Genomic DNA, 21,226 nt, shown 5'->3' on the forward strand with positions numbered 1-21,226 from the left:
GAGATAGATATGGCAATAAGAGCAATACGAGTAATGGGAGACAATGTCTTAAATAAAAAGTGTAAAGAAGTAAAAGAAGTAAATGACAGAACAAAGATTTTGATAGAAGATATGATTGAGACCATGAGAGAGGCGGGAGGTGTGGGACTTGCGGCTCCTCAGATAGGTGTATTAAAAAGAATAGTGGTAATAGAGACGGAGCCTGACAATGTGCATGTGCTTATAAATCCTGTAATAATAAAGCAGGACGGTGAGCAGGTAGGATATGAGGGTTGCCTTAGTGTGCCGGGAAAAAGCGGTATAGTAAAAAGGCCTAATTATGTAGCGGCAAAGGCATTTGATATTGATATGAACGAGTATACTATAGAGGGTGAGGGATTACTTGCAAGAGCAATCTGCCATGAATGTGCACATCTTGACGGTGAATTATATGTTGACCTTGTAGAGGGTGAACTTATAGACAATGAAGAACTTGAAAAGATGCAAAAAGAAGAGGCAAATGAAGAATGAAAATAGTTTTTATGGGAACTCCCGATTTTTCCTTACAACCGCTGAAAAAGCTTATAGAGGCAGGACATTATGTCAGCCTGGTACTTACAAGGGAGGATAAGAAAAGAAACAGAGGTGAGCTTAGCCCTACACCGGTAAAGGAGCTGGCACAGGAGTTAAATATTCCTGTGCTTACTCCTTCAAGAATGAAGGATGAAGCACTGCTTGAGAGACTTAATTCGGAAAGGGCTGATTTTTTTGTAGTGGTGGCATATGGAAAAATTTTGCCTAAGGAAATACTTGATATGCCGAAGTTCGGCTGTATCAATATTCATGCATCACTTTTGCCTGAGTACAGAGGTGCGGCACCTATACAGTGGTCAATCATAGACGGCAAGAAAAAGACGGGGATTACCACAATGCTTATGGATGAGGGGCTTGATACCGGAGATATTTTAAAGCAATATGAACTGCCTATTTCCGATAATGAGACGGGAGGTTCACTATTTGAAAAGCTTGCTTTACTTGGAGGTGAGGCTATTGTTGATACTATAGATAATTTTAATAATATTACACCGAAAAAGCAGGGGGAGTCTACTACCGGGTATGCCAAGATGATTTCAAAGAGCATGGGTGACATAGACTTTAATAAATCAGCCATAGAGATAGAAAGACTTATAAGAGGGATGAATCCATGGCCAAGTGCATATACAAAGTATATGGGCAAGGTTTTAAAGATTTGGGAAGCAAAGGTGGCAGAGAATATATCGGAATTACCAAATATAAAATTAAATGAAAATTATGGCAAAATATATAGCTTTAATAATAGAATTTTTATAATATGCAATAGCAGTGCATTGGAAGTGATGTCATTGCAACTTGAAGGCAAGAAGAAAATGTCTGCAAAGGACTTTTTGCTTGGGAGAGAGATAGAGCAGGGATATGTATTGGGAAGTAAAGTATAATTGCAGGTTCTATAAATAACAATAAGGAGGGGTTTATGTACTACGGTTACGGTTTGGATATAACATATATATTTGTAATCATCGGAATGATAATAACATTGTCAGCTTCATGGAGAATGAAAGCAACATTTGCAAAGTATGAAAGAGTGAGATCTGAATCAAATCTTACAGGAAGAGAAGTGGCGGAAAGAATACTGAGGGCAAACGGAATTTATGATGTGGGAGTAAGACCTGTATCAGGCAGACTTACCGACCACTATGACCCGAGAGATAAAACTGTCAGCCTAAGTGAAGTGATATATAACTCCACATCAGTGGCGGCAATTGCGGTAGCGGCACATGAATGTGGTCATGCGATACAGGATAATGTAGGGTATGTACCGCTAAACTTAAGAAGCGCATTTGTACCGGCAGCAAACTGGGGAAGCAGACTTGCCTGGCCGATGATAGTTATAGGGCTTTTCCTCGGATACGGAAATATGTCAAATATATTTATTCAGATAGGAATCGGTATGTTTTTGCTTGCAGTAATTTTCCAGATTATAACATTGCCTGTAGAGTTTGATGCTTCAAAAAGAGCATTGGCAGAACTCAAGAGCAATAATATTCTACCGTCAGGTGAGGACAGGAGTGCAAGAAAAGTGCTTTTTGCGGCGGCTATGACCTATGTGGCTGCTGCTGCTTCAGGAGTGTTACAATTACTGAGACTTTTGCTTTTATTTAACGGTAGGGGAAGAAGAAACTGATAATGGAAAAAACAAATATAAGAACTCTCATTTTGGAAGCTCTGATGCTTATAGATGTTGAGGGAGAATACAGCCATAAGGTCATAGATATGGCACTTGAAAAATACTCATATCTGTCTAAGGCGGACAGAGGATTTTTTTCAAAGGTAGTTCATGGAGTAGTGGAGTACAGACTGCAACTTGACTTTATTATAAAAAAATATAATGGGGGCAAGCGCATAAAGCCTGTAATCAGAGAGATACTTAGAATGGCAATCTATCAAATACTGTACATGGACAGGGTACCTGACAGAGCCATAATAAATGAGGCTGTAAATCTTGTGAAATTAAGGAGATTGACAGCACTTACCGGATTTGTAAACGGCATACTCAGAAAGATAAGCAGTGAAAAAGAAACTGTAAGCTTTGACAATATCGGTATAAGGTATTCTATGCCTGAGTTTTTGCTTGATATAATAAAAGAAAATACCGGTAAGTATTTTGATAAGACATTGGAGTATTTTCTTGAAGGCAGACCGGTATCTATAAGAGTAAACACATCAAAGTCAAAGGTTACCGATGTGGTTAAGGAGCTTGAAGAAAGCAATATCAGGGCTGAAAGATCAAGCCTTAATGATGCCGTTTTGTATATCAGGGGATTTGATAAAGTAGACGATATCTCTGTGATAAAATCTGGTAAGTGCTACATTACAGATGTGTCATCTTCGATGATAGCGGAACTTATAATACCTGATAATATAAAAAAGGTTTTAGATGTTTGTGCGGCACCGGGAGGGAAGAGCTTTTTACTGGCAGATAAGATAGATAATGAAGCTTTGATTTATTCCTGTGATATCAGTGAAAATAAGGTCAATCTGATAACGGAGAATGCAAAAGTACAGGGATTTAAAAATATAATTCCTTTGGTGGCGGATGCAAGGGTATTTAATGAAAGATTTGCAGAAAGTGATTTGGTAGTGGCGGATCTTCCATGCAGCGGTATAGGTATTATAGGTAAAAAGCCTGATATAAAGTATAGATTAAATGCTGAGAATATGATCTCACTTGCCATTTTGCAAAAAGAGATACTTGACAATGTATCGCAGTATGTGAAAATTGGTGGAGAACTTATATTTTCCACATGTACATTGAATAAAGCGGAAAATGAAGAGAATGTATCATTGTTTTTAAAAAATCACAGTAATTTTAAAGCAGTGGATTTAACTAAGAGACTTAAATCCATACTGATTGAAAAGTTTGATAAAGATGAATTGGAAAAAGGGTATCTTAAGCTGATACCGGGAAGAGACGGCTGTGACGGTTTTTTCATTGCAGTATTTAGGAGAGATGATGACTGATATAAAGTCAATGGATTTTGAAGAGTTAAAGACCTTTGTAAAGGATATAGGTGAACCGGCATTCAGAGCAAAGCAGTTGTTTGAATGGATGCATAAATTGCTTATAGAATCCTTTGATGAATGTACAAATCTTTCAAAGGCATTCAGAGAAATATTAAAGTCACAAGTTATACTGACAAGACTTAAGATGGTGGAAGTCTTTACATCAAAGATAGATGATACAAGAAAGTATTTGTTTGCGCTGTCTGACGGAAATATCATAGAGAGTGTGAGAATGAAGTATGAACATGGCAACTCGGTATGCATATCATCACAGGTGGGATGTAGGATGGGATGCAAGTTCTGTGCTTCTACACTGGACGGGCTGGTCAGAAATCTTACAACGGCTGAGATGCTTGATCAGGTATACAGCATTCAAAGGATTTTAGGAGAGAGAGTATCCAATATAGTTGTGATGGGTTCAGGTGAGCCTTTGGATAACTATGATAATATAGTGAAATTTGTTAGAATTATAAGCAGTGATATGGGATTAAATATCAGCCAAAGAAATATTACAGTGTCTACCTGTGGCATTGTTCCAAAGATAAAAAAGTTGGCGGATGAAGGACTGAATATTACTTTGGCACTTTCACTGCATGCACCGAATGATGAAATAAGAAAGACTATAATGCCTGTAGCCAACAAGTATGCATTAAAGGATATTATCGCAGCCTGTGACTACTATTTCAAAAAGACCGGGAGAAGAGTATCATATGAGTACTCTTTGGTGGCAGGAGTAAATGACAATATGGAAGAGGCAAAAAGTCTTGTAAGACTTGTAAACGGTAGGAATATCCACATCAATCTTATACCTGTAAATCCTATAAAGGAGAGAGATTTTAAGCAGTCGGATAAGCTTAAAATAAAGGCGTTTAGAGATTTTTTGGAAAAGAAAGGTGTCAATGCCACAATAAGAAGAGAGATGGGCAGAGATATTGATGGTGCCTGTGGACAGTTGAGAAGAAGATTTATTGAGTCAAGCAATAAATCTGAAAGCTTGGAGGTGTAATATGTATTCGGTTGCATTGACCGATGTAGGTAGGAGAAGACTTATAAATCAGGATACGGTATATATAAGTGATGTGCCGATAGGGGTGTTGCCAAATTTATATATTGTAGCTGACGGTATGGGAGGAGAAAAAGCAGGAGACTATGCATCAAAGTCCTTGATAGGATATATGTTAACATATATTGAAAATACAATGAAGATGCCTGTAGTGGCAATACGGGAATCCATAGAGTATGCAAATGAAAATTTGTTTGCAGAAGGAAGTAAAAATCCGAATCTTACAGGAATGGGCACTACTGTAGTTGCGGCAAGTATAATAGATAATATATTGCATGTTTTCAATGTCGGAGATTCCAGATGCTATATATTGGATGACAAAGATATATATCAAATAACAAAGGATCATTCTCTTGTGGAAATGCTTGTATCAAAGGGTGAAATCACAAGGGAGAGTGATGAGTATAAGGAGAACAAGAGTAAGATAACGAGGGCTGTAGGAGCAGAGGCAAAGGTACTTATAGACAGTTTTGAGGTGGAACTTTTGGGGAATGAGTATGTGTTATTATGTTCAGACGGACTTACAAATATGGTAGATGACAGGAAGATTTTTAATATAATATCTTCAGGAGCCGGTGTGGAGTCAAGTGCAAAAAGACTAATAGAGGAGGCAAATCTGTCAGGTGGAAGTGATAATATATCAATTTTACTTATAGATATGAATGCGAGGTAATATTATGAATCTTGAATCAGTTGTCTTGCAAGGGAGATATGAAATCATAGAGAAAATAGGCTCAGGCGGTATGTCAAATGTATTCAGAGCCAAGGACTTAAAACTGGGAAGAATGGTTGCCATAAAGGTGCTGAAAGATGAGTTTTGTACAGATTTGGACTTTGTTGACAAGTTCAAAAAAGAGGCACAGGCGGCGGCAGGGCTTTTAGGTGAAAATATAGTAAATATCTATGATGTAGTAGATGAGGGCAGGTACCATTTTATAGTAATGGAGCTTGTAGACGGTATAACTTTAAAGGAATATATAAGAATAAAGGGAAAGCTTGATATAACAGAAGGGGTAAGTATAGCTATACAGGTGGCAAGGGCACTTAAGACAGCTCATGCACAGCATATAGTTCATAGAGATATAAAACCGCAAAATATACTTATAACGGATGACAGCAAGGTGAAGGTAGCGGATTTCGGTATAGCAAGGGCTGTATCTGAGCAGACTGTCAATGCAAATGCTATAGGTTCGGTACATTATATTTCTCCGGAACAGGCAAGAGGTGGAAGATGTGATGCCAGAAGTGATATATATTCTTTAGGTATCACAATGTATGAAATGTTTACAGGTAGAGTTCCTTTTACAGGGGAGTCTACTGTAGCGGTGGCGCTTGCACATCTTGAACAGGCTATGACACCACCGGGGGTATATAACAATAAGATATCCCCAAACCTTGAAAGAATTATACTAAAGTGTACAAAGAAGGATCCGGCCAACAGATATCAAAATATTACAGAGCTTCTTGATGACCTTGAAAATGTACTCTTAAATCCTGATAAAGCATATGAGGTAAGCGGCTCTACTAAGGTAATAAAAGCTGAGGATACAGCAATGTTAAGTCAGGTAGAACCTATTGATGATATGAGCGATGACGAGTATGAAAGAGGCGAGAAAGAAGATGAAGATGAAGATGATGATGACTATGATGAGGAAGATGAAAAGATGGATAAGATTATGTCCATTGCAGGTGTAGTCATAGCGGTAATAATAGTAGTACTTTTGGTTTTCTTTGTAGGCAGATTTACAGGAGTCTTTGGCGGAGGTAAAACTGATAATTCACAGAGCAAAATGGACTCTACACAGACGACTATGCCTGATGTAGTTGGACTGTCTGAGAAGATGGCGGATAAGAAACTATCAGACAATAACCTTCAGATGCAGGTAAAGTCAAGTGAGTACTCGGATACTGTGGAAAAGGGCAATGTAATATCACAGGAACCTAAGTCCGGTGAGGTGGTCTCAAAGTATTCCAAGGTGAGTGTGGTAATAAGTCTGGGTTCAGATGCCTTTGATATATCAAAACTGAATCTGGTAGGAAAGACTAAGGAAAGTGCAGAAAGTTTGTTGAAGGAAAACGGATTTTCAGTGGATACCAAGGAGGAAGTTTCAGATACCGCTGCAAAGGGTACAGTCATATCATACTCTCCTACAAAGCCGAAAAATGGTGAAAGAGTGACTTTGACTGTCAGCAGCGGTAAAAAGATAACCAAGGTGGTAGTACCGAATATTACAGGTATGAGTGAATCTGAGGCAAAGGCATTGCTTGAGACAAACGGTTTAGTACTTGGTAAAAAGGCGGAACAGCACAGTGCAACTGTGGCAAAGGGGATTATAACAGGTCAGTCGCTGGCAGCAGGTTCAAGTGTAGACAGTGGAAGCAGTGTAGACTTTGCAGTAAGCAGCGGCACGGCACCCGAGACAACTCAGGCAAGCAGTGAACAGCAGCAGCAAAGTGCAAGTGAACAACAGCAGGCAACACAACAACAGACACAGCAGCAGGCAACACAACAACAAACACAGCCTACTAAGGCAACAGTGGCACCGGCGACTGCCGCATCAAATTACAGATATGTAGGTTCAATTGATACAAACTATTCATTGCAGGATGTTATAGGACCAAGCTCAGGACTTACAAGTGTAAAGGTCATGATTCGACTTAAGCAGACTGTTAACGGAAGTGATGTATATTCCACATTGATGGATGCAAGGACGGTAACAGGTGACACAATACTTCCTGTAAGATTTAGAACTATTGTAGGTGCTAACGGAGTGGATCAGGGACAGGTTGAGATTGTAAATGTAGACAGTGGAGATGTATTGAAATCATATACGGTGGAGTTCTTTAGAGTTGAGTAATTTTGATGAAGGCAAAGTTTATTTTGCAAAAATAATAAAGGGAATTGCAGGTTTCTATTACTGTATCATCTTTGATGAGTGTGAAAGAAAAGGGCAGATTTTTGCCTGTAAGGCAAAGGGTATTTTTAGAAATATAGGTGTGAAGCCGCTGGTTGGTGACAATGTTGATTTTGAGATTACAGATACTAAGGATTTTGAAGGAAATATTGTAAAGATTCATACAAGAAAAAATGCCCTGATTAGGCCGGCAGTGGCAAATATTGACAAGGTAGTGCTTGTTTTGGCGGTGGAATCTCCATCGCCTGCATTCTATTATTTGGATAAGTATTTAATAAATATGTCAAATGCAGGTATAAAGGTTGAGATATGCTGGAATAAGACCGACTTAAATATGGATAAAGCTTTGGAGTATGCAAAAATATATAGTGATGCAGGTTTTAAAAATATTATAGCTTCAACTGTGGAAGACGGTGGACTTAAAACTTTAAAAGAAGCATTAAAGGGAGAGGTGAATGTGCTTGCCGGTGCTTCAGGTGTTGGAAAGTCATCCATTACAAATATTTTGGCACCTGAGGCAAATATGGATACCAATACGGTAAGCAAAAAGATAGAAAGAGGCAGGCATACCACCAGACATTCCGAACTCTTTATGATTGATAATGATACATTTGTGTTTGACACTCCGGGATTTACAAGCGTGGAATCTCCTACATTTGATAAGGAGGAGCTAAGGTTTCATTTTAATGAGTTTACAAAATATGAGGGTAAATGCAGATTTGCGGGCTGTATGCATATAAATGAACCTGACTGTGCGGTAAAAGAAGCTCTGGAAAAAGAATATATAAGCGAATCCAGATATCAGAGCTATAAAAAAATGTATGAGGAAATGTCTGAAAGGAGAAAATATTGAAAAAGAATATTGCACCGTCATTACTTGCAGCAAACTTTTTTGATTTATCATCACAAATGAAGCTTTTAAAAGAGGGGAATATAGAAATATTGCATCTGGATGTAATGGATGGAATGTTTGTACCCAGTATTTCATTCGGAATGCCGGTGATAAGTTCATTAAGAAAGTCGGTGGATTTTTTCTTTGATGTACATATGATGGTGGAAAATCCCGAGAGATATATTGAAGATTTTTATAAAAGCGGTGCTAACGGTATAACAATACATTTTGAGGCATGCAAGCATATAGACAGATGTATTTCGCTGATAAAATCTTTTGGACTTAGAAGCGGTATTGCAATAAATCCCGCCACGCCGGTTTCTTTTTTACATAATATCATTACTGAGGTGGATATGGTGCTTATAATGAGTGTGAATCCGGGTTTTGGAGGTCAAAAGTTTATCCCGTACAGTTTGGACAAAGTAAGAGAATTGCATAAGATTAAGACGGAAAAAAATAAGAATCTTATAATTCAAGTGGACGGAGGTATTGGAACAGAAAATATTAAGGCACTTTCAGATGCCGGTGTAGATGAGTTTGTTGCAGGGTCTTCCATATTTAAAGGAGATATTCTAAGTAATATAACAGATTTAAGAGATGCACTGGGAAGGGATTGAAGTTAATGAATGCAATAATTATTACAGGCGGTGATATTGATTTATCACTGCTTGAATCATATATAAGTCAAAATAGATATGCCACTGTTATAAGTGTGGATGCAGCTGTTAAAAAGCTTGAAGAGATAAATAAAATGCCGAATGTAATGGTAGGAGACTTTGATACTTTAACAGATGAAAGTAGACTTGAGCATTATGCCGGCTTAGGAGTTGAGATAGTAAGGCATAATCCTGTTAAAGATTTCTCAGACAGTGAGCTTGCAATAGATTGGGCATACAAAAGAAATATAAGTGAAATTGTGGTTTTTGGAGCTTTGGGAAGGAGATTTGATCACACCTTTGCCAATATTTTGCTCCTACAAAAGTACAAAAAGCTTGGTGTGGATATTACTATAATTGATAGATTTAACAGGATATATGTAAAATCCAACCCTTTTATTTTGGAAAAGCGGTCTGTATGGGGCAAGTATATAAGCTTTTTTGCAATAAGAGAAAAGGTTCTTATAGAATCACTTACCGGAGTGGCGTATCCTGTAGAAAATAAATATCTTGACAATATAGAAAGCCCAAGTCTGTTTATAAGTAATGAGATAGTAGAGGATTATATGAGTGTGATATTTAACGGGGAGATATTGGTGGTGGAAAGTAGAGATTGATTGACATAAGGAAAATATTATGTTTACAGAGATGATAAAGTGTGAATTTAAACAATTACAAAAACCGCTGAAACTTGTATCGGTGACAATAGCTATGATGACAGTAACAGTTTTTTTGATTGTAAGATTAATATTCTTAATCTCCGGTATAAAGAGTACATCAGCAATAATATTGTGGTATATAATTAGCGGTATTGTTAATTTATTTTGTGAGTTTATATACCCTGTTTTTACATTACTTATGTATATATATGGGGGAGATGTATTTTATAGAAGTATGTATTCTACAGATACATCTTCTGCAAATAAACTGATTTTAAGTAAATTTATACCTATGGCAATATTTCAAGTAGCGGTTAGAGTTGAAATGTTTGTAGCTGCAGCACTGATAATGGGTGAATTTGATTCAATAAGGTACGGGTATGGATATGGAATATCTTTCAGTGATATAGTAAATTATTCGGAGTTTTATTTTACAGAAATTCATAATGGTGAAGCAGTAACGGAGTTACTTGCATTTGAAGTTATTATAGCTAAAATAGTCGGTATTTTTGCGACTACACTGCTTCTGTGGTTGTGTGTCTCTATAGGGAAATCTTTTAAAAAAGCAGGTATTGCAATTACGATGATACTTTTTATAGTTATTTGTATTTTGCTGTTGGCTGAGAGTTTTACAGGACATTTGGTAAGACAGGTAATTGTAGGCGGTATAAAAGATCGAGAAGGTATCCAATGGAGTGAACTGGACTGCCATATCTATGCAACGGCATCAATATTAAAAAATGCAGTATTGACAGTAACTTATTATTTATTAAGCTGTCGTATTGTCGGAGCAGTACTGAAACGTAAAAGTTAACTTTTATAGTTTTAAATAAAGAGCAGATTATACAAGGTATCAGTCTGCTTTTTATTTTAATTAATATAAAATTTATTGTTTTTTCAGATTAAAAATTGTATTATATTTGTAGGTGGTATTTATATTTCTTAAGTTGTCTGTGTAATATTTTATTCTATATGTTGTTAATTAGGGGGAAATCTATGGAATTAAAGTCAAAGCAAAGGTTTATAGAGGCTATAGGGACATTGAATCCTATAGAAGATGCTATTTTTAGAAAAATGGCGGAGAGTAGAGAGTTTTGTGAAGAAATTTTGAGAGTGTTTTTGCAGGAACCTAAACTGAGAGTGGTAAGCAACCATTCACAACACTCTGTAACAAGTATAGAAGGCAGATCCGTTATACTGGATGCATATTGTGAATTGGAAGACGGAAGAAGAGTAAATGTAGAAGTTCAAAATGCCGACAATACAGATCATCAAAGAAGAGTCAGGTACTATAGCAGTGTATTAACTACAAGTTTGATGAAAAAGGGAGAAGGTTTTGATAAAGTTCCTAATATTTGTATAGTTTATGTCTGTAACTTTGATATATTTGGGCTTAATAAAAGTCTATATATAATAAAAAGGGTTATTGATAAAACCGGTGTTGAATTAGATAACGGATTACAGGAAATTTATATCAGCTCTGTAAATGACGGAAGCCTTATAGCGGAACTGATGAAAGTTTTCACAGAAAGTGATGTATATAATGAGAAATTTCCTATAACATCAGAGATGAAACTTCGATTTAACAAAGGAAAGAAAGGAGAAAAAATGACAGAGGCATTAAAGGGAGTATATGAAGCATTGCGAGAAGAGGTTGATAGAGAATCTATGAAAGCAGCAATGAGAGAAGGAATGGAAAGAGGTATAGCAGAGGGAAGAGCCAAGGGCATAGAAGAAGGGAGAGCGGAAGGAAGAGCGGAAGGTATATTAAGCAGTCTGGTCTCATTAACTAAAGACGGTCTGATAAGTATAAATGAAGCGGCAAAGAGAGCAAATATGAGTGAAGAAGATTTTGAAAAATATTTGAATTGAAATATAATGTGGGGATAGTATAAATGTGAAAGAGGAAAATCGGCATGCTTGAACTATTGAATTTAAAAGATATTAATAAAAAATATGGGATAAAACCGGCACTGAAAAATATCAATCTTAATATAGAAAGTGGAAAGATAATAGGATTACTGGGACCAAACGGAAGCGGAAAGACTACAATTACAAAAATTATTGCGGGACTGCTAAAGCCAAGTAGCGGCATAATAACAATAGACGGTCATAAACCCGGTGAAATAACAAAGTCATATGTTGCCTATCTGCCCGATAAAGACTTTCTGGATATTAATATGAGTATTGATGATACTATAAAAATATTTGCCGATTTTTATGCTGATTTTGATATAAGTGTAGCATATAGATTACTTGAAGATTTGCAATTACAATATAAGTCTAAGATAAAGACTCTTTCAAAAGGGAATAGGAAGAAGATTATGCTTATGCTTGTTATGAGCAGGAGAGCAAAGTTATATGTTTTAGATGAGCCGATAGCGGGAGTTGACCCAGTAGCCGGAAATTATATTTTAAATACTATTATCAGTAACTACAATAAAACATCCACAGTACTTATATCGACACATCTTATTGCAGATATTGAAAACATACTGGATGATGCAATCTTTATAAAAGATGGAGAAATCATAATGTGTGAATCTGTAGCCACTATAAGAAATGAAAAGGGATGTTCAGTAGATGAGTACTTTAGAGAGGTGTATAATGACAGGTAAAATGATAAAGTACGAACTTAAGCAAATGAGACCTGTTTTGCTTATTTCTTTCATAGCATTATTTTTTGTTACGATTGTAGGGTTTATGGTTGGAGTATTGCCTATTTTGATTTTTGGCGGTAAAAATATAGGAACAGGGATATGGTCAACAGTTATGACAGGTATTTCATTCTTAGCCTATGCTTTTATATTACTTGTTATAGCAATAGGAATGGATATATTTATAGGATTCAGATTCTATAAAAGTATGTATTCATCTAAAGGATATTTTACACATACATTGCCGCTAAAGACAAATGAGCTTATTCTCGGCAAGACAATACCTGCAATATTGGTGCAGATATTGGTTGATTTAATGGTTATAATATCGGCAGTAATTATATTTTTAGGATATTATGTGGCGAAAGAAGGTTTGGAAAATGCAATATACAATATTACAAGTTTAATACAAATATTTGCAGGCAGGTACTTTTATACAGGCTTTGGAATTATATTGGCAGCAATTATACTTGGAATATTTGCAGTTATAAAAACAGTATCAGTAACTTTTATACTGCTTTTATGTGCATCTTTAGGTCAGCTCTTCAATTCGTATAGGATACTTATGGTGGTGGTATCTTTTATAGCAATAAACAGAATAATTGCAGCTGTTGAGTGGTTTATAAATGCAGTAGTTATGGAAGGAGTTAAAGCAGACTTCTACAGAAGAGGAACAGGTACAATGATTAATCTTATTTTTGTTGCAATTATAAATATAATATTGCTTATTGTATCGTATATGCTTAATTACTACATTATAAGTGAAAAATTGAATTTAGAATAATAAATAAAATTTTACTGATAAAATAAAAAATATATTGAAACTTTATAAGTGGTATGATTTAAAATATCTAAATTGGATATTCTAGTCATACCACTATTTTTATATAATGATACCAGTTTCAGACATGGAGGAAAGAGTCATGGAAAGAATGAAAGAAAGTACAGTATTTAAATTGGTTGTGACAGCACTTATGGCGGCATTATGTTATGTAAGTTTTACATATTTGAAGATTCCCATTCCTACAATATCAGGTGATATGACGGCACTTCATATAGGTAATGCATTCTGTGTTATAGCGGCATTGTTGCTTGGAGGTGTTTATGGTGGAGTTGCGGGAAGCCTTGGAATGACAATAGCTGATATTTTGGATCCGGTATATATTACATCCGCACCGAAGACGTTTATATTGAAGCTTTGTATAGGACTTATTTCAGGTTTTGTTGCACACAAGATTGCACATATCACAGAAAGCCATGATACAAAGTATATTATAAAGTGGTCTGCAATATCTTCAATATGTGGTCTTGGATTTAATGTTATCTTTGATCCTATAGTCGGGTATCTTTATAAGACATATATACTTGGAGTTCAGGCAGATGCAGCTAAGATAATGGCCACATGGGCGGCAGGAACTACTCTTATAAATGCAATAATAAGTACAGTACTTATTGTGATACTGTATACGGCACTGAGACCTGTGCTTGTAAAGTCGGGATTATTCCTGAAAATAAAATAGCATACTCCATTTTAAAGATATTTTTATTCGCTATGTAGCGGATGGAAATATCTTTTTTAGTTAATCAACAGTAAGGTATTTTAATGACAAAATTGATTATAATTGTATTAAAACTTGATTTTATGGAGCAGAAAAGAGTATTTTTCCTAATATATTGCCACATCTTAAAGAGTAGTATATAATACAGTCGTGATATCTGCCTGCTTCGTTTATTGGTTGGCAGTGGAATATTGTAGATTGAAAGCAAATGGAGGTATACAATGGAAAAGTTGGAGCAGTTATATGAAGGAAAAGCAAAAAAGGTGTTCAAAACTGCCGAACCGGATGTACTTATAGTTTCTTATAAGGATGATGCCACAGCTTTTAACGGTGAGAAGAAAGGAACAATTGTTGGAAAAGGTGCGATTAACAATCGTATGACAAATCATTTGTTTAAGCTTTTAGAAAAGAAAGGGGTTCCTACACATTTTATTGAAGAACTCAATGACAGAGAGACTGCTGTAAAAGCTGTAGAAATAGTACCGCTTGAGGTCATTGTAAGGAACTATTCAGCCGGAAGCTTTGCAAAGAAGCTTGGAATGGAAGAAGGAATTAAGTTAAAGACTCCTACACTTGAGTTCTCATATAAGGATGATGATCTTGGAGATCCTTTTATTAACGGATACTACGCACTGGCACTTGATCTTGCCACACAGGAAGAGATAGATAAGATTGCTTCATATGCTTTCAAGGTAAATGAAACATTAATTAATTATTTTGACAATCTGGGGATAGATCTGATAGATTTTAAGATTGAATTCGGCAGATATAAAAAAGATATAATACTTGCAGATGAGATTTCTCCTGATACTTGCAGACTTTGGGATAAAAATACACATGAAAAGCTTGATAAGGACAGATTCAGAAGAGACCTTGGCGGAGTGGAAGATGCCTATGCCGAGGTGTTCAGAAGACTTGGTATAAATTAGGAGGAGAGTTTGAAAGATAGATATATAAGCCCCCTCTCTGAAAGATATGCAAGTGAAAAAATGCAATATATTTTTTCACAGGAAAAGAAGTTTAGAACATGGAGAAAACTTTGGATTGCATTGGCAGAGACAGAAAAAGAACTCGGTCTTAATATCACAGACGAGCAGATAGAGGAATTAAAGAAGTTTAAAGATGATATAAACTTTGATGTGGCAAGGGAAAGAGAAAAAGAAGTCAGGCATGATGTAATGAGCCATGTCTATGCTTACGGAGTTCAATGCCCTAAGGCAAAAGGAATTATACATCTTGGAGCTACAAGCTGTTATGTAGGTGATAATACCGATATTATTATTATGAAGGAGGCACTTGAGCTTGTCAGAGAAAAGCTTGTCAATGTGGTAAATGAGTTATCAAAGTTTGCACTTAAGTATAAGGAACTTCCTACTTTGGCATTTACTCATTTCCAGCCCGCACAGCCGACCACAGTCGGAAAGAGAGCCACACTTTGGATAAATGAACTTCTGCTTGATTATGAGGATATAAACTACACTCTTGAAAATCTGAAACTTTTGGGATGCAAGGGGACTACCGGTACTCAGGCCTCTTTTGTAGAGCTTTTTGACGGAGATAATGAAAAAATAGATAAAATAGATCCTATAATTGCAAAAAAGATGGGATTTAAGGAATGTTATCCTGTGTCAGGTCAGACTTATTCAAGGAAAGTGGATATAAAGGTATTAAATGTCTTAGCAGGTATTGCAGCTTCAGCACATAAGTTTTCAAATGATATCAGACTTTTACAACATTTAAAAGAGATTGAAGAGCCTTTTGAAAAGTCACAGATCGGTTCTTCTGCAATGGCATATAAGAGAAATCCTATGAGAAGTGAAAGAATTGCATCACTCTCAAACTATGTAATGAGTGATGTCATTAATCCTATGATGGTTGCTTCCACACAGTGGTTTGAGAGGACATTGGATGATTCCGCGAATAAGAGACTCTCTATACCTGAAGGATTTTTGTGCATAGACGGTATACTTGATTTATATTTAAATGTGGTAGACGGTTTGGTGGTATATCCTAAAGTTATAGAAAAACATTTAATGGCAGAATTGCCTTTTATGGCTACAGAGAATATAATGATGGATGCGGTGAAGGCCGGTGGAGACAGACAGGAACTGCATGAAAGAATAAGAGAACTTTCAATGATCGCGGGAAGAAATGTAAAGGAGCTTGGGGAAGATAACAATCTGCTTGATTTAATTGCAGAAGATCCGATGTTCAAACTTTCAAAAGAAGAATTGAAAGATTCTATGAAGCCTGAAAAATATATCGGTAGAAGTGCCGTTCAGGTGGAAGATTTCATAAAAAGAAATATCAAGCCGATTCTGGATGAATACAAAGATATTTTGGGGTTAAAGGCTGATATAAATGTATAAGGAGAGTTAAATGGTAAGAGCTATAGTAGGTGCTAACTGGGGTGACGAGGGTAAGGGCAAAATCACAGATATGCTGGCTGCAAAAGCGGATATTATTATTCGTTTCCAAGGCGGAAGCAATGCAGGTCATACGATCATAAACAATTATGGTAAGTTTGCATTGCATTTATTGCCGTCAGGAGTGTTCTATGATCATACAATAAGCATTATAGGAAACGGTGTTGCACTAAATATTCCGTATTTAATCAAAGAAATAAATGAGATAGTAGAAAAAGGTGTTCCAAGGCCTAAGATTTTAGTATCTGACAGAGCACAGCTTTTGATGCCGTATCATATTTTGCAAGACACCTATGAGGAAGCAAGACTTGCGGGAAAAGCATACGGCTCTACCAAGTCGGGAATAGCTCCTTTTTATTCAGATAAGTTTGCCAAGATCGGTATTCAGGTAAGTGAGCTGTTTGATGATGAGATACTTGAAGAAAAGGTTGAAAAAATCTGTACACTTAAGAATGTAATGTTCAAGTATCTATACCATATGCCTGAGCTTGATAAGACAGAGCTTTTAAACACTCTCCGTGAGTATAGAGATATGATAGAGCCTTTTGTATGTGATGTAAGTACATATCTTTATAAGACAATCAAAGAAGGTAAAAACATTCTTTTAGAGGGTCAGCTGGGTTCACTCAAAGACCCTGACCACGGAATCTATCCGATGGTTACATCATCATCTACATTGGCTGCATACGGTGCAATCGGTGCAGGTATCGCTCCATATGAAATAAGTGATATAACAACGGTAGTTAAAGCATATTCATCTGCGGTAGGTGCAGGAGAGTTTGTCAGTGAAATCTTAGATGAAGCTGCAGCTGATGAACTTAGAAGAAGAGGCGGCGACGGCGGAGAGTTTGGAGCCACCACAGGAAGACCCAGAAGAATGGGATGGTTTGATGCTGTTGCCTCAAGATATGGTGTGAGAATACAGGGTACTACAGAGGTTGCACTTACTGTACTTGATGTACTTGGATATCTTGATGAGATTCCTGTATGTGTAGGATATGATATAAACGGTGAAATTATAAAGGACTTCCCGACAACAAGCAGGCTAAAGCTTGCAAAACCTGTATATGAATATCTTCCGGGATGGAAATGTGATATCAGAGGTATAAAGGAATATGACAAGTTGCCAAAAAATTGCAGGAAGTACATTGAGTTTATAGAAAAAGAACTTGAAGTACCTGTGAAATTGGTAAGTAACGGGCCGGGCAGAGATGATATTATCTATAGATAAGCCCAAATAGTGATTTGCCCCATATCAGCATAAACTGATATGGGGCTTGACTATTCATTAAATAAGGAGAAATAATGATAGACATAATAGAGAAACTTCAAAAAGAAGCTTTAGAAAAGATAAACAGTGCAGAGAATAAAGAAAGATTGAATGAATTAAAAGTAGCTTATCTTGGAAAGAAGGGTGAGATTACAGCTCTTCTTAAAAATATGAAAAATATAGCTCCTGAGGACAGGGCTGAATTCGGTAAAGTAGTGAATGAGGCAAGAGAGGCCATTGAAAATACATTAAACAATGTGGGAAATGAACTTTCAAAACTTGCACTTAAAACAAGGTTGCAGGCAGAAACAATAGATGTTACACTACCGGCAAATAAAAGAGAGTTCGGACACAGTCACCCGAATGTAATTGCATTACATGAAGTTGAAAAAATCTTTACAGCTATGGGCTATGAGGTTGTAGAAGGACCTGAAATAGAGTATGACGAGTATAACTTTACCAAGCTTAATATACCTGCAAATCACCCGGCAAAGGATGAGCAGGATACATTCTATATATCAAATGATATAGTACTTCGTACACAGACATCACCTGTACAGGCAAGAATTATGGAGACCGGTAAGCTTCCTATAAAGATGATAAGTCCCGGAAGAGTATATCGTTCAGATGAGGTGGATGCTACACATTCTCCCACTTTCAATCAGATAGAGGGACTTATTGTAGATAAGGATATTACATTTGCCGATCTTAAAGGAACACTTGAAGTATTTGCAAAGAAACTTTTTGGAGAAGAAACCAAGGTTAAATTCAGACCTCACCATTTCCCTTTTACAGAGCCAAGTGCGGAAATGGATGTTACATGTTTTAAATGTCATGGCAGAGGATGTAGATTTTGTAAGGGCAGCGGATGGATAGAGATACTTGGCTGTGGAATGGTACATCCACATGTATTTGATATGTGTGGCGTTGATAAGAATAATTACAACGGATTTGCATTCGGTATCGGACTTGAGAGAATAGCACTCTTAAAGTATGAGATAGATGATATGAGACTGTTATATGAAAACGATATCAGATTCTTAAAGCAATTTTAGTCAACAAAAAATATATAGATCAGAGGTAAAGAATGGATACAGCATTATCATGGATAAAGGCATATGTGCCTGACTTGGATGTGACACCAAGTGAATATACAGATGCAATGACTCTTACCGGCACAAAGGTAGAGGGTTATAAAGAATTGGATAAAAATCTTGAAAAAATAGTAGTAGGTGAGATACTTTCAATAGAAAAACATCCCGATGCTGACAAGCTTATTATATGTCAGGTGGATGTGGGCAATGAGAAAATACAGATAGTTACAGGAGCATCAAATGTGTCTGTAGGAGATAAAGTTCCTGTGGTACTTGACGGCGGTAAGGTGGCAGGCGGACATGATGGAAGTCCTCTACCTGAAAACGGTATAAAGATAAAAAAAGGTAAACTTCGCGGGGTAGAGTCATTTGGAATGATGTGTTCTATTGACGAGCTTGGACAGGATAAAAACTATTTTCCTGATGCACCTGAAAACGGTATATATATCCTTCCTAAGGACTCAAAAGTAGTTGCCGATGCTATAGAGCTTCTGGGACTTAGAGATACCATATTTGAATATGAGATCACATCAAACAGGGTGGACTGTTATGGTGTGATAGGAATTGCAAGAGAGGCGGCTGCCACATTTAAGAAAAAGTTTGTATTACCAAAAGTAAATCAAACAGGAAACAGTGAAAATGTAGCCGACTATCTAAGCGTAGAAGTAAGAGATAGTGAGCTTTGCAAAAGATATGTGGCAAGAGTTGTAAAAAATATCAAACTTGCACCTTCACCTGCATGGATGCAGGAGAGACTTCGTGCAGTAGGAATAAGACCTATAAACAATATAGTGGATATTACAAATTATGTTATGGCGGAGTACGGTCAGCCGATGCATGCCTTTGACTATGATCTGCTTGAAGGACATAAGATAGTGGTGGACAGAGCAAAAGACGGGGAAGAGTTTGAGACACTTGACGGTATGGTAAGGAAACTTGATAAAGATATCCTTATGATAAATGATGGAAAAAAGGCTGTAGCTGTTGCAGGTATCATGGGTGGAGAAAACTCAAAGATTACAGATGATGTGACTACAATGGTATTTGAGTGTGCTACATTTGACGGTACTAATATCAGACTTTCATCAAAGAGACTCGGACTTCGTACAGATTCATCAGGAAAGTTTGAAAAGGGGCTTGATCCGAACAATGCATATGATGCAATGATGAGAGCTTGCTCACTTGTAGAAGAGCTTGGTGCAGGTGAGGTGGTAGGAGGATATGTTGATGTCTATCCTGTAAAGGCGGTGGAATCAAGAGTCAAATTCGAGCCTGAGCGAATCAATAAGTTACTTGGAACTGATATATCAAGGGAAGATATGCTTGAAATCTTTGACAGAATTGAGTTAAAATATGATAAAGAGACTGATGAGATTGTAGCTCCGACCTTCAGACAGGATATTCATTTTATGGCTGATCTTGCCGAAGAGGTGGCAAGATTTTTCGGATATGATAAGATACCTACCACATTGCCGAAGTCAAGTGCTGCTATAGGCGGTATCAATCTAAAACTTGAGATAGAAGAGCTTGCAAGAGATGTGGCAAAATTTTTGGGATTTTCAGAGGCAATGAATTATTCATTTGAAAGTGCCAAGGTCTTTGATAAGTTGAATCTTTCAAAGGACAGCCGGTACAGAAAGGCTATAGAGATTTCAAATCCGCTTGGTGAAGACTTCAAAATCATGAGAACTCAGGCTGTAAACAGTATACTTAATTCTCTGTCAACCAACTACAACAGAAGAAATAAGGATGTACATCTGTTTGAACTTGCAAATATCTACATTCCGAAAGAACTTCCGCTAAAGGAGTTGCCTGATGAGAGAATGCAGTTTGTACTTGGATTCTATGGTAAGGAAAACTTTTTTGATATGAAGGGTGTAGTAGAGGAATTTTTATACACTATAGGAATTGTCGGAAAGCTCCACTATGATCCAAGCTGTAAGGAGGAATTTTTACATCCCGGAAGAAAGGCTGATATAGTATTTGACGGTGTCCGCCTCGGATACTTAGGTGAAGTACATCCGCTTGTATGTGAGAACTACAAGCTGGGTGAGAGAACATATATTGCAGTGCTTGATTTGCCGAATATTATTTCGTTTGTAAACTTTGATATAAAGTATACCGGAATAGCAAAATATCCGTCAATTTCAAGGGATGTTTCACTTGTGGTACCAAAAAATATATTGGTAGGTGAAATAGAAGATATTATTGAAAAGAATGGCGGAAGCAATCTTGAGTCCTTTAAGTTGTTTGATATATATGAGGGTGACCAGATAGAAGCGGGATTTAAGTCTGTGGCTTATTCACTGACATTTAGGAATAAAGAAAGAACTCTTCTTGACACTGAGGTGAATGAAGTTATGGATAAGATTTTGAATAAACTTGAGGCTAAGAATATAAAGATCAGATCCTAAGCTTGCTATATGAGTCTTTTGATATTTTTTGAAAAGTGAGAA

General features: G+C 36.6%; 20 protein-coding genes. All 20 read left to right on the plus strand.

Annotation, left to right across the window (positions count from 1 at the left end):
* Positions 1 to 9: 9 nt before the first annotated feature.
* The 20 genes from def to pheT all read left to right on the plus strand — a co-directional run bounded on the left by def (position 10) and on the right by pheT (position 21,184).
* Positions 10 to 510: a peptide deformylase gene (gene def, locus HMPREF0381_RS05490; protein ID WP_034773353.1), complete on the plus strand. Its 501-nt coding sequence runs from the start codon at positions 10 to 12 to the stop codon at positions 508 to 510.
* Positions 507 to 1,454 carry a methionyl-tRNA formyltransferase gene (gene fmt / locus HMPREF0381_RS05495; RefSeq protein WP_008750926.1) on the plus strand — a complete coding sequence of 316 codons (948 nt, stop codon included), beginning with the start codon at positions 507 to 509 and terminating at the stop codon, positions 1,452 to 1,454. The genes def and fmt overlap by 4 nt, the downstream gene beginning before the upstream one ends.
* 35 nt (positions 1,455 to 1,489) lie before the next feature.
* Positions 1,490 to 2,200 (plus strand): zinc metallopeptidase, encoded by a 711-nt coding sequence (locus tag HMPREF0381_RS05500; RefSeq protein WP_008750927.1) that lies wholly within the window; start codon positions 1,490 to 1,492, stop codon positions 2,198 to 2,200.
* Positions 2,201 to 2,202: 2 nt separating this feature from the next.
* Positions 2,203 to 3,537: a 16S rRNA (cytosine(967)-C(5))-methyltransferase RsmB gene (rsmB, locus tag HMPREF0381_RS05505; RefSeq protein WP_008750928.1), complete on the plus strand. Its 1,335-nt coding sequence runs from the start codon at positions 2,203 to 2,205 to the stop codon at positions 3,535 to 3,537.
* Complete coding sequence (rlmN, locus tag HMPREF0381_RS05510) at positions 3,530 to 4,585, plus strand: 23S rRNA (adenine(2503)-C(2))-methyltransferase RlmN (RefSeq protein WP_040461189.1); 1,056 nt, start codon at positions 3,530 to 3,532, stop codon at positions 4,583 to 4,585. The genes rsmB and rlmN overlap by 8 nt, the downstream gene beginning before the upstream one ends.
* A 1-nt stretch (position 4,586) precedes the next feature.
* A complete protein-coding gene (locus HMPREF0381_RS05515) occupies positions 4,587 to 5,315 on the plus strand; it encodes a Stp1/IreP family PP2C-type Ser/Thr phosphatase (RefSeq protein WP_008750930.1) in 729 nt (242 codons plus the stop codon).
* 4 nt (positions 5,316 to 5,319) lie between these two features.
* A complete protein-coding gene (pknB, locus tag HMPREF0381_RS05520; protein ID WP_040461190.1) occupies positions 5,320 to 7,500 on the plus strand; it encodes a Stk1 family PASTA domain-containing Ser/Thr kinase in 2,181 nt (726 codons plus the stop codon).
* A complete protein-coding gene (rsgA, locus tag HMPREF0381_RS05525) occupies positions 7,493 to 8,410 on the plus strand; it encodes a ribosome small subunit-dependent GTPase A (protein WP_008750932.1) in 918 nt (305 codons plus the stop codon). The genes pknB and rsgA overlap by 8 nt, the downstream gene beginning before the upstream one ends.
* A complete protein-coding gene (rpe, locus tag HMPREF0381_RS05530) occupies positions 8,407 to 9,066 on the plus strand; it encodes a ribulose-phosphate 3-epimerase (RefSeq protein ID WP_008750933.1) in 660 nt (219 codons plus the stop codon). Before rsgA ends, rpe begins: the two co-directional genes overlap by 4 nt.
* A gap of 5 nt (positions 9,067 to 9,071) precedes the next feature.
* Positions 9,072 to 9,722 carry a thiamine diphosphokinase gene (locus tag HMPREF0381_RS05535; protein WP_008750934.1) on the plus strand — a complete coding sequence of 217 codons (651 nt, stop codon included), beginning with the start codon at positions 9,072 to 9,074 and terminating at the stop codon, positions 9,720 to 9,722.
* A gap of 19 nt (positions 9,723 to 9,741) precedes the next feature.
* Complete coding sequence (locus HMPREF0381_RS05540; protein WP_008750935.1) at positions 9,742 to 10,578, plus strand: hypothetical protein; 837 nt, start codon at positions 9,742 to 9,744, stop codon at positions 10,576 to 10,578.
* Between the two features lie 182 nt (positions 10,579 to 10,760).
* Complete coding sequence (locus HMPREF0381_RS05545; RefSeq protein WP_040461191.1) at positions 10,761 to 11,636, plus strand: Rpn family recombination-promoting nuclease/putative transposase; 876 nt, start codon at positions 10,761 to 10,763, stop codon at positions 11,634 to 11,636.
* Between the two features lie 44 nt (positions 11,637 to 11,680).
* Positions 11,681 to 12,382: an ABC transporter ATP-binding protein gene (locus HMPREF0381_RS05550; protein ID WP_008750937.1), complete on the plus strand. Its 702-nt coding sequence runs from the start codon at positions 11,681 to 11,683 to the stop codon at positions 12,380 to 12,382.
* Entirely contained in the window at positions 12,372 to 13,205 is an 834-nt protein-coding gene (locus HMPREF0381_RS05555; protein WP_008750938.1) for a hypothetical protein, read from the plus strand. The genes HMPREF0381_RS05550 and HMPREF0381_RS05555 overlap by 11 nt, the downstream gene beginning before the upstream one ends.
* Positions 13,206 to 13,344: 139 nt before the next feature.
* Positions 13,345 to 13,941, plus strand: coding sequence for an ECF transporter S component (locus HMPREF0381_RS05560; protein ID WP_040461193.1), 597 nt, complete (start codon positions 13,345 to 13,347; stop codon positions 13,939 to 13,941).
* Between the two features lie 260 nt (positions 13,942 to 14,201).
* Entirely contained in the window at positions 14,202 to 14,909 is a 708-nt protein-coding gene (purC, locus tag HMPREF0381_RS05565; protein ID WP_008750940.1) for a phosphoribosylaminoimidazolesuccinocarboxamide synthase, read from the plus strand.
* Between the two features lie 60 nt (positions 14,910 to 14,969).
* A complete protein-coding gene (gene purB, locus HMPREF0381_RS05570) occupies positions 14,970 to 16,349 on the plus strand; it encodes an adenylosuccinate lyase (RefSeq protein WP_242822765.1) in 1,380 nt (459 codons plus the stop codon).
* Positions 16,350 to 16,359: 10 nt separating this feature from the next.
* Positions 16,360 to 17,637 carry an adenylosuccinate synthase gene (locus tag HMPREF0381_RS05575; RefSeq protein ID WP_008750942.1) on the plus strand — a complete coding sequence of 426 codons (1,278 nt, stop codon included), beginning with the start codon at positions 16,360 to 16,362 and terminating at the stop codon, positions 17,635 to 17,637.
* Between the two features lie 74 nt (positions 17,638 to 17,711).
* Positions 17,712 to 18,731, plus strand: coding sequence for a phenylalanine--tRNA ligase subunit alpha (pheS, locus tag HMPREF0381_RS05580; protein ID WP_008750943.1), 1,020 nt, complete (start codon positions 17,712 to 17,714; stop codon positions 18,729 to 18,731).
* A 32-nt stretch (positions 18,732 to 18,763) separates the two neighbouring features.
* The gene (gene pheT / locus HMPREF0381_RS05585) at positions 18,764 to 21,184 is read left to right on the plus strand and encodes a phenylalanine--tRNA ligase subunit beta (RefSeq protein ID WP_008750944.1); all 2,421 of its coding nucleotides are present in this window, start codon (positions 18,764 to 18,766) and stop codon (positions 21,182 to 21,184) included.
* The last annotated feature ends 42 nt before the right edge of the window (positions 21,185 to 21,226 follow it).

It is taken from the genome of Lachnoanaerobaculum saburreum DSM 3986, assembly GCF_000185385.1.
Classification (GTDB): Bacteria; Bacillota; Clostridia; order Lachnospirales; family Lachnospiraceae; genus Lachnoanaerobaculum; species Lachnoanaerobaculum saburreum.

Coding starts and splice junctions, on each gene's coding strand:
- HMPREF0381_RS05550 (WP_008750937.1), top strand. CDS start 11,681: ATGCTTGAACTATTGAATTTAAAAGATATTAATAAAAAATATGGGATA.
- HMPREF0381_RS05500 (WP_008750927.1), top strand. CDS start 1,490: ATGTACTACGGTTACGGTTTGGATATAACATATATATTTGTAATCATC.
- HMPREF0381_RS05535 (WP_008750934.1), top strand. CDS start 9,072: ATGAATGCAATAATTATTACAGGCGGTGATATTGATTTATCACTGCTT.
- pheS (WP_008750943.1), top strand. CDS start 17,712: ATGATAGACATAATAGAGAAACTTCAAAAAGAAGCTTTAGAAAAGATA.
- rsmB (WP_008750928.1), top strand. CDS start 2,203: ATGGAAAAAACAAATATAAGAACTCTCATTTTGGAAGCTCTGATGCTT.
- HMPREF0381_RS05575 (WP_008750942.1), top strand. CDS start 16,360: ATGGTAAGAGCTATAGTAGGTGCTAACTGGGGTGACGAGGGTAAGGGC.
- purC (WP_008750940.1), top strand. CDS start 14,202: ATGGAAAAGTTGGAGCAGTTATATGAAGGAAAAGCAAAAAAGGTGTTC.
- pheT (WP_008750944.1), top strand. CDS start 18,764: ATGGATACAGCATTATCATGGATAAAGGCATATGTGCCTGACTTGGAT.
- HMPREF0381_RS05555 (WP_008750938.1), top strand. CDS start 12,372: ATGACAGGTAAAATGATAAAGTACGAACTTAAGCAAATGAGACCTGTT.
- HMPREF0381_RS05515 (WP_008750930.1), top strand. CDS start 4,587: ATGTATTCGGTTGCATTGACCGATGTAGGTAGGAGAAGACTTATAAAT.
- HMPREF0381_RS05545 (WP_040461191.1), top strand. CDS start 10,761: ATGGAATTAAAGTCAAAGCAAAGGTTTATAGAGGCTATAGGGACATTG.
- rlmN (WP_040461189.1), top strand. CDS start 3,530: ATGACTGATATAAAGTCAATGGATTTTGAAGAGTTAAAGACCTTTGTA.
- HMPREF0381_RS05560 (WP_040461193.1), top strand. CDS start 13,345: ATGGAAAGAATGAAAGAAAGTACAGTATTTAAATTGGTTGTGACAGCA.
- pknB (WP_040461190.1), top strand. CDS start 5,320: ATGAATCTTGAATCAGTTGTCTTGCAAGGGAGATATGAAATCATAGAG.
- HMPREF0381_RS05540 (WP_008750935.1), top strand. CDS start 9,742: ATGTTTACAGAGATGATAAAGTGTGAATTTAAACAATTACAAAAACCG.
- purB (WP_242822765.1), top strand. CDS start 14,970: ATGCAATATATTTTTTCACAGGAAAAGAAGTTTAGAACATGGAGAAAA.
- fmt (WP_008750926.1), top strand. CDS start 507: ATGAAAATAGTTTTTATGGGAACTCCCGATTTTTCCTTACAACCGCTG.
- def (WP_034773353.1), top strand. CDS start 10: ATGGCAATAAGAGCAATACGAGTAATGGGAGACAATGTCTTAAATAAA.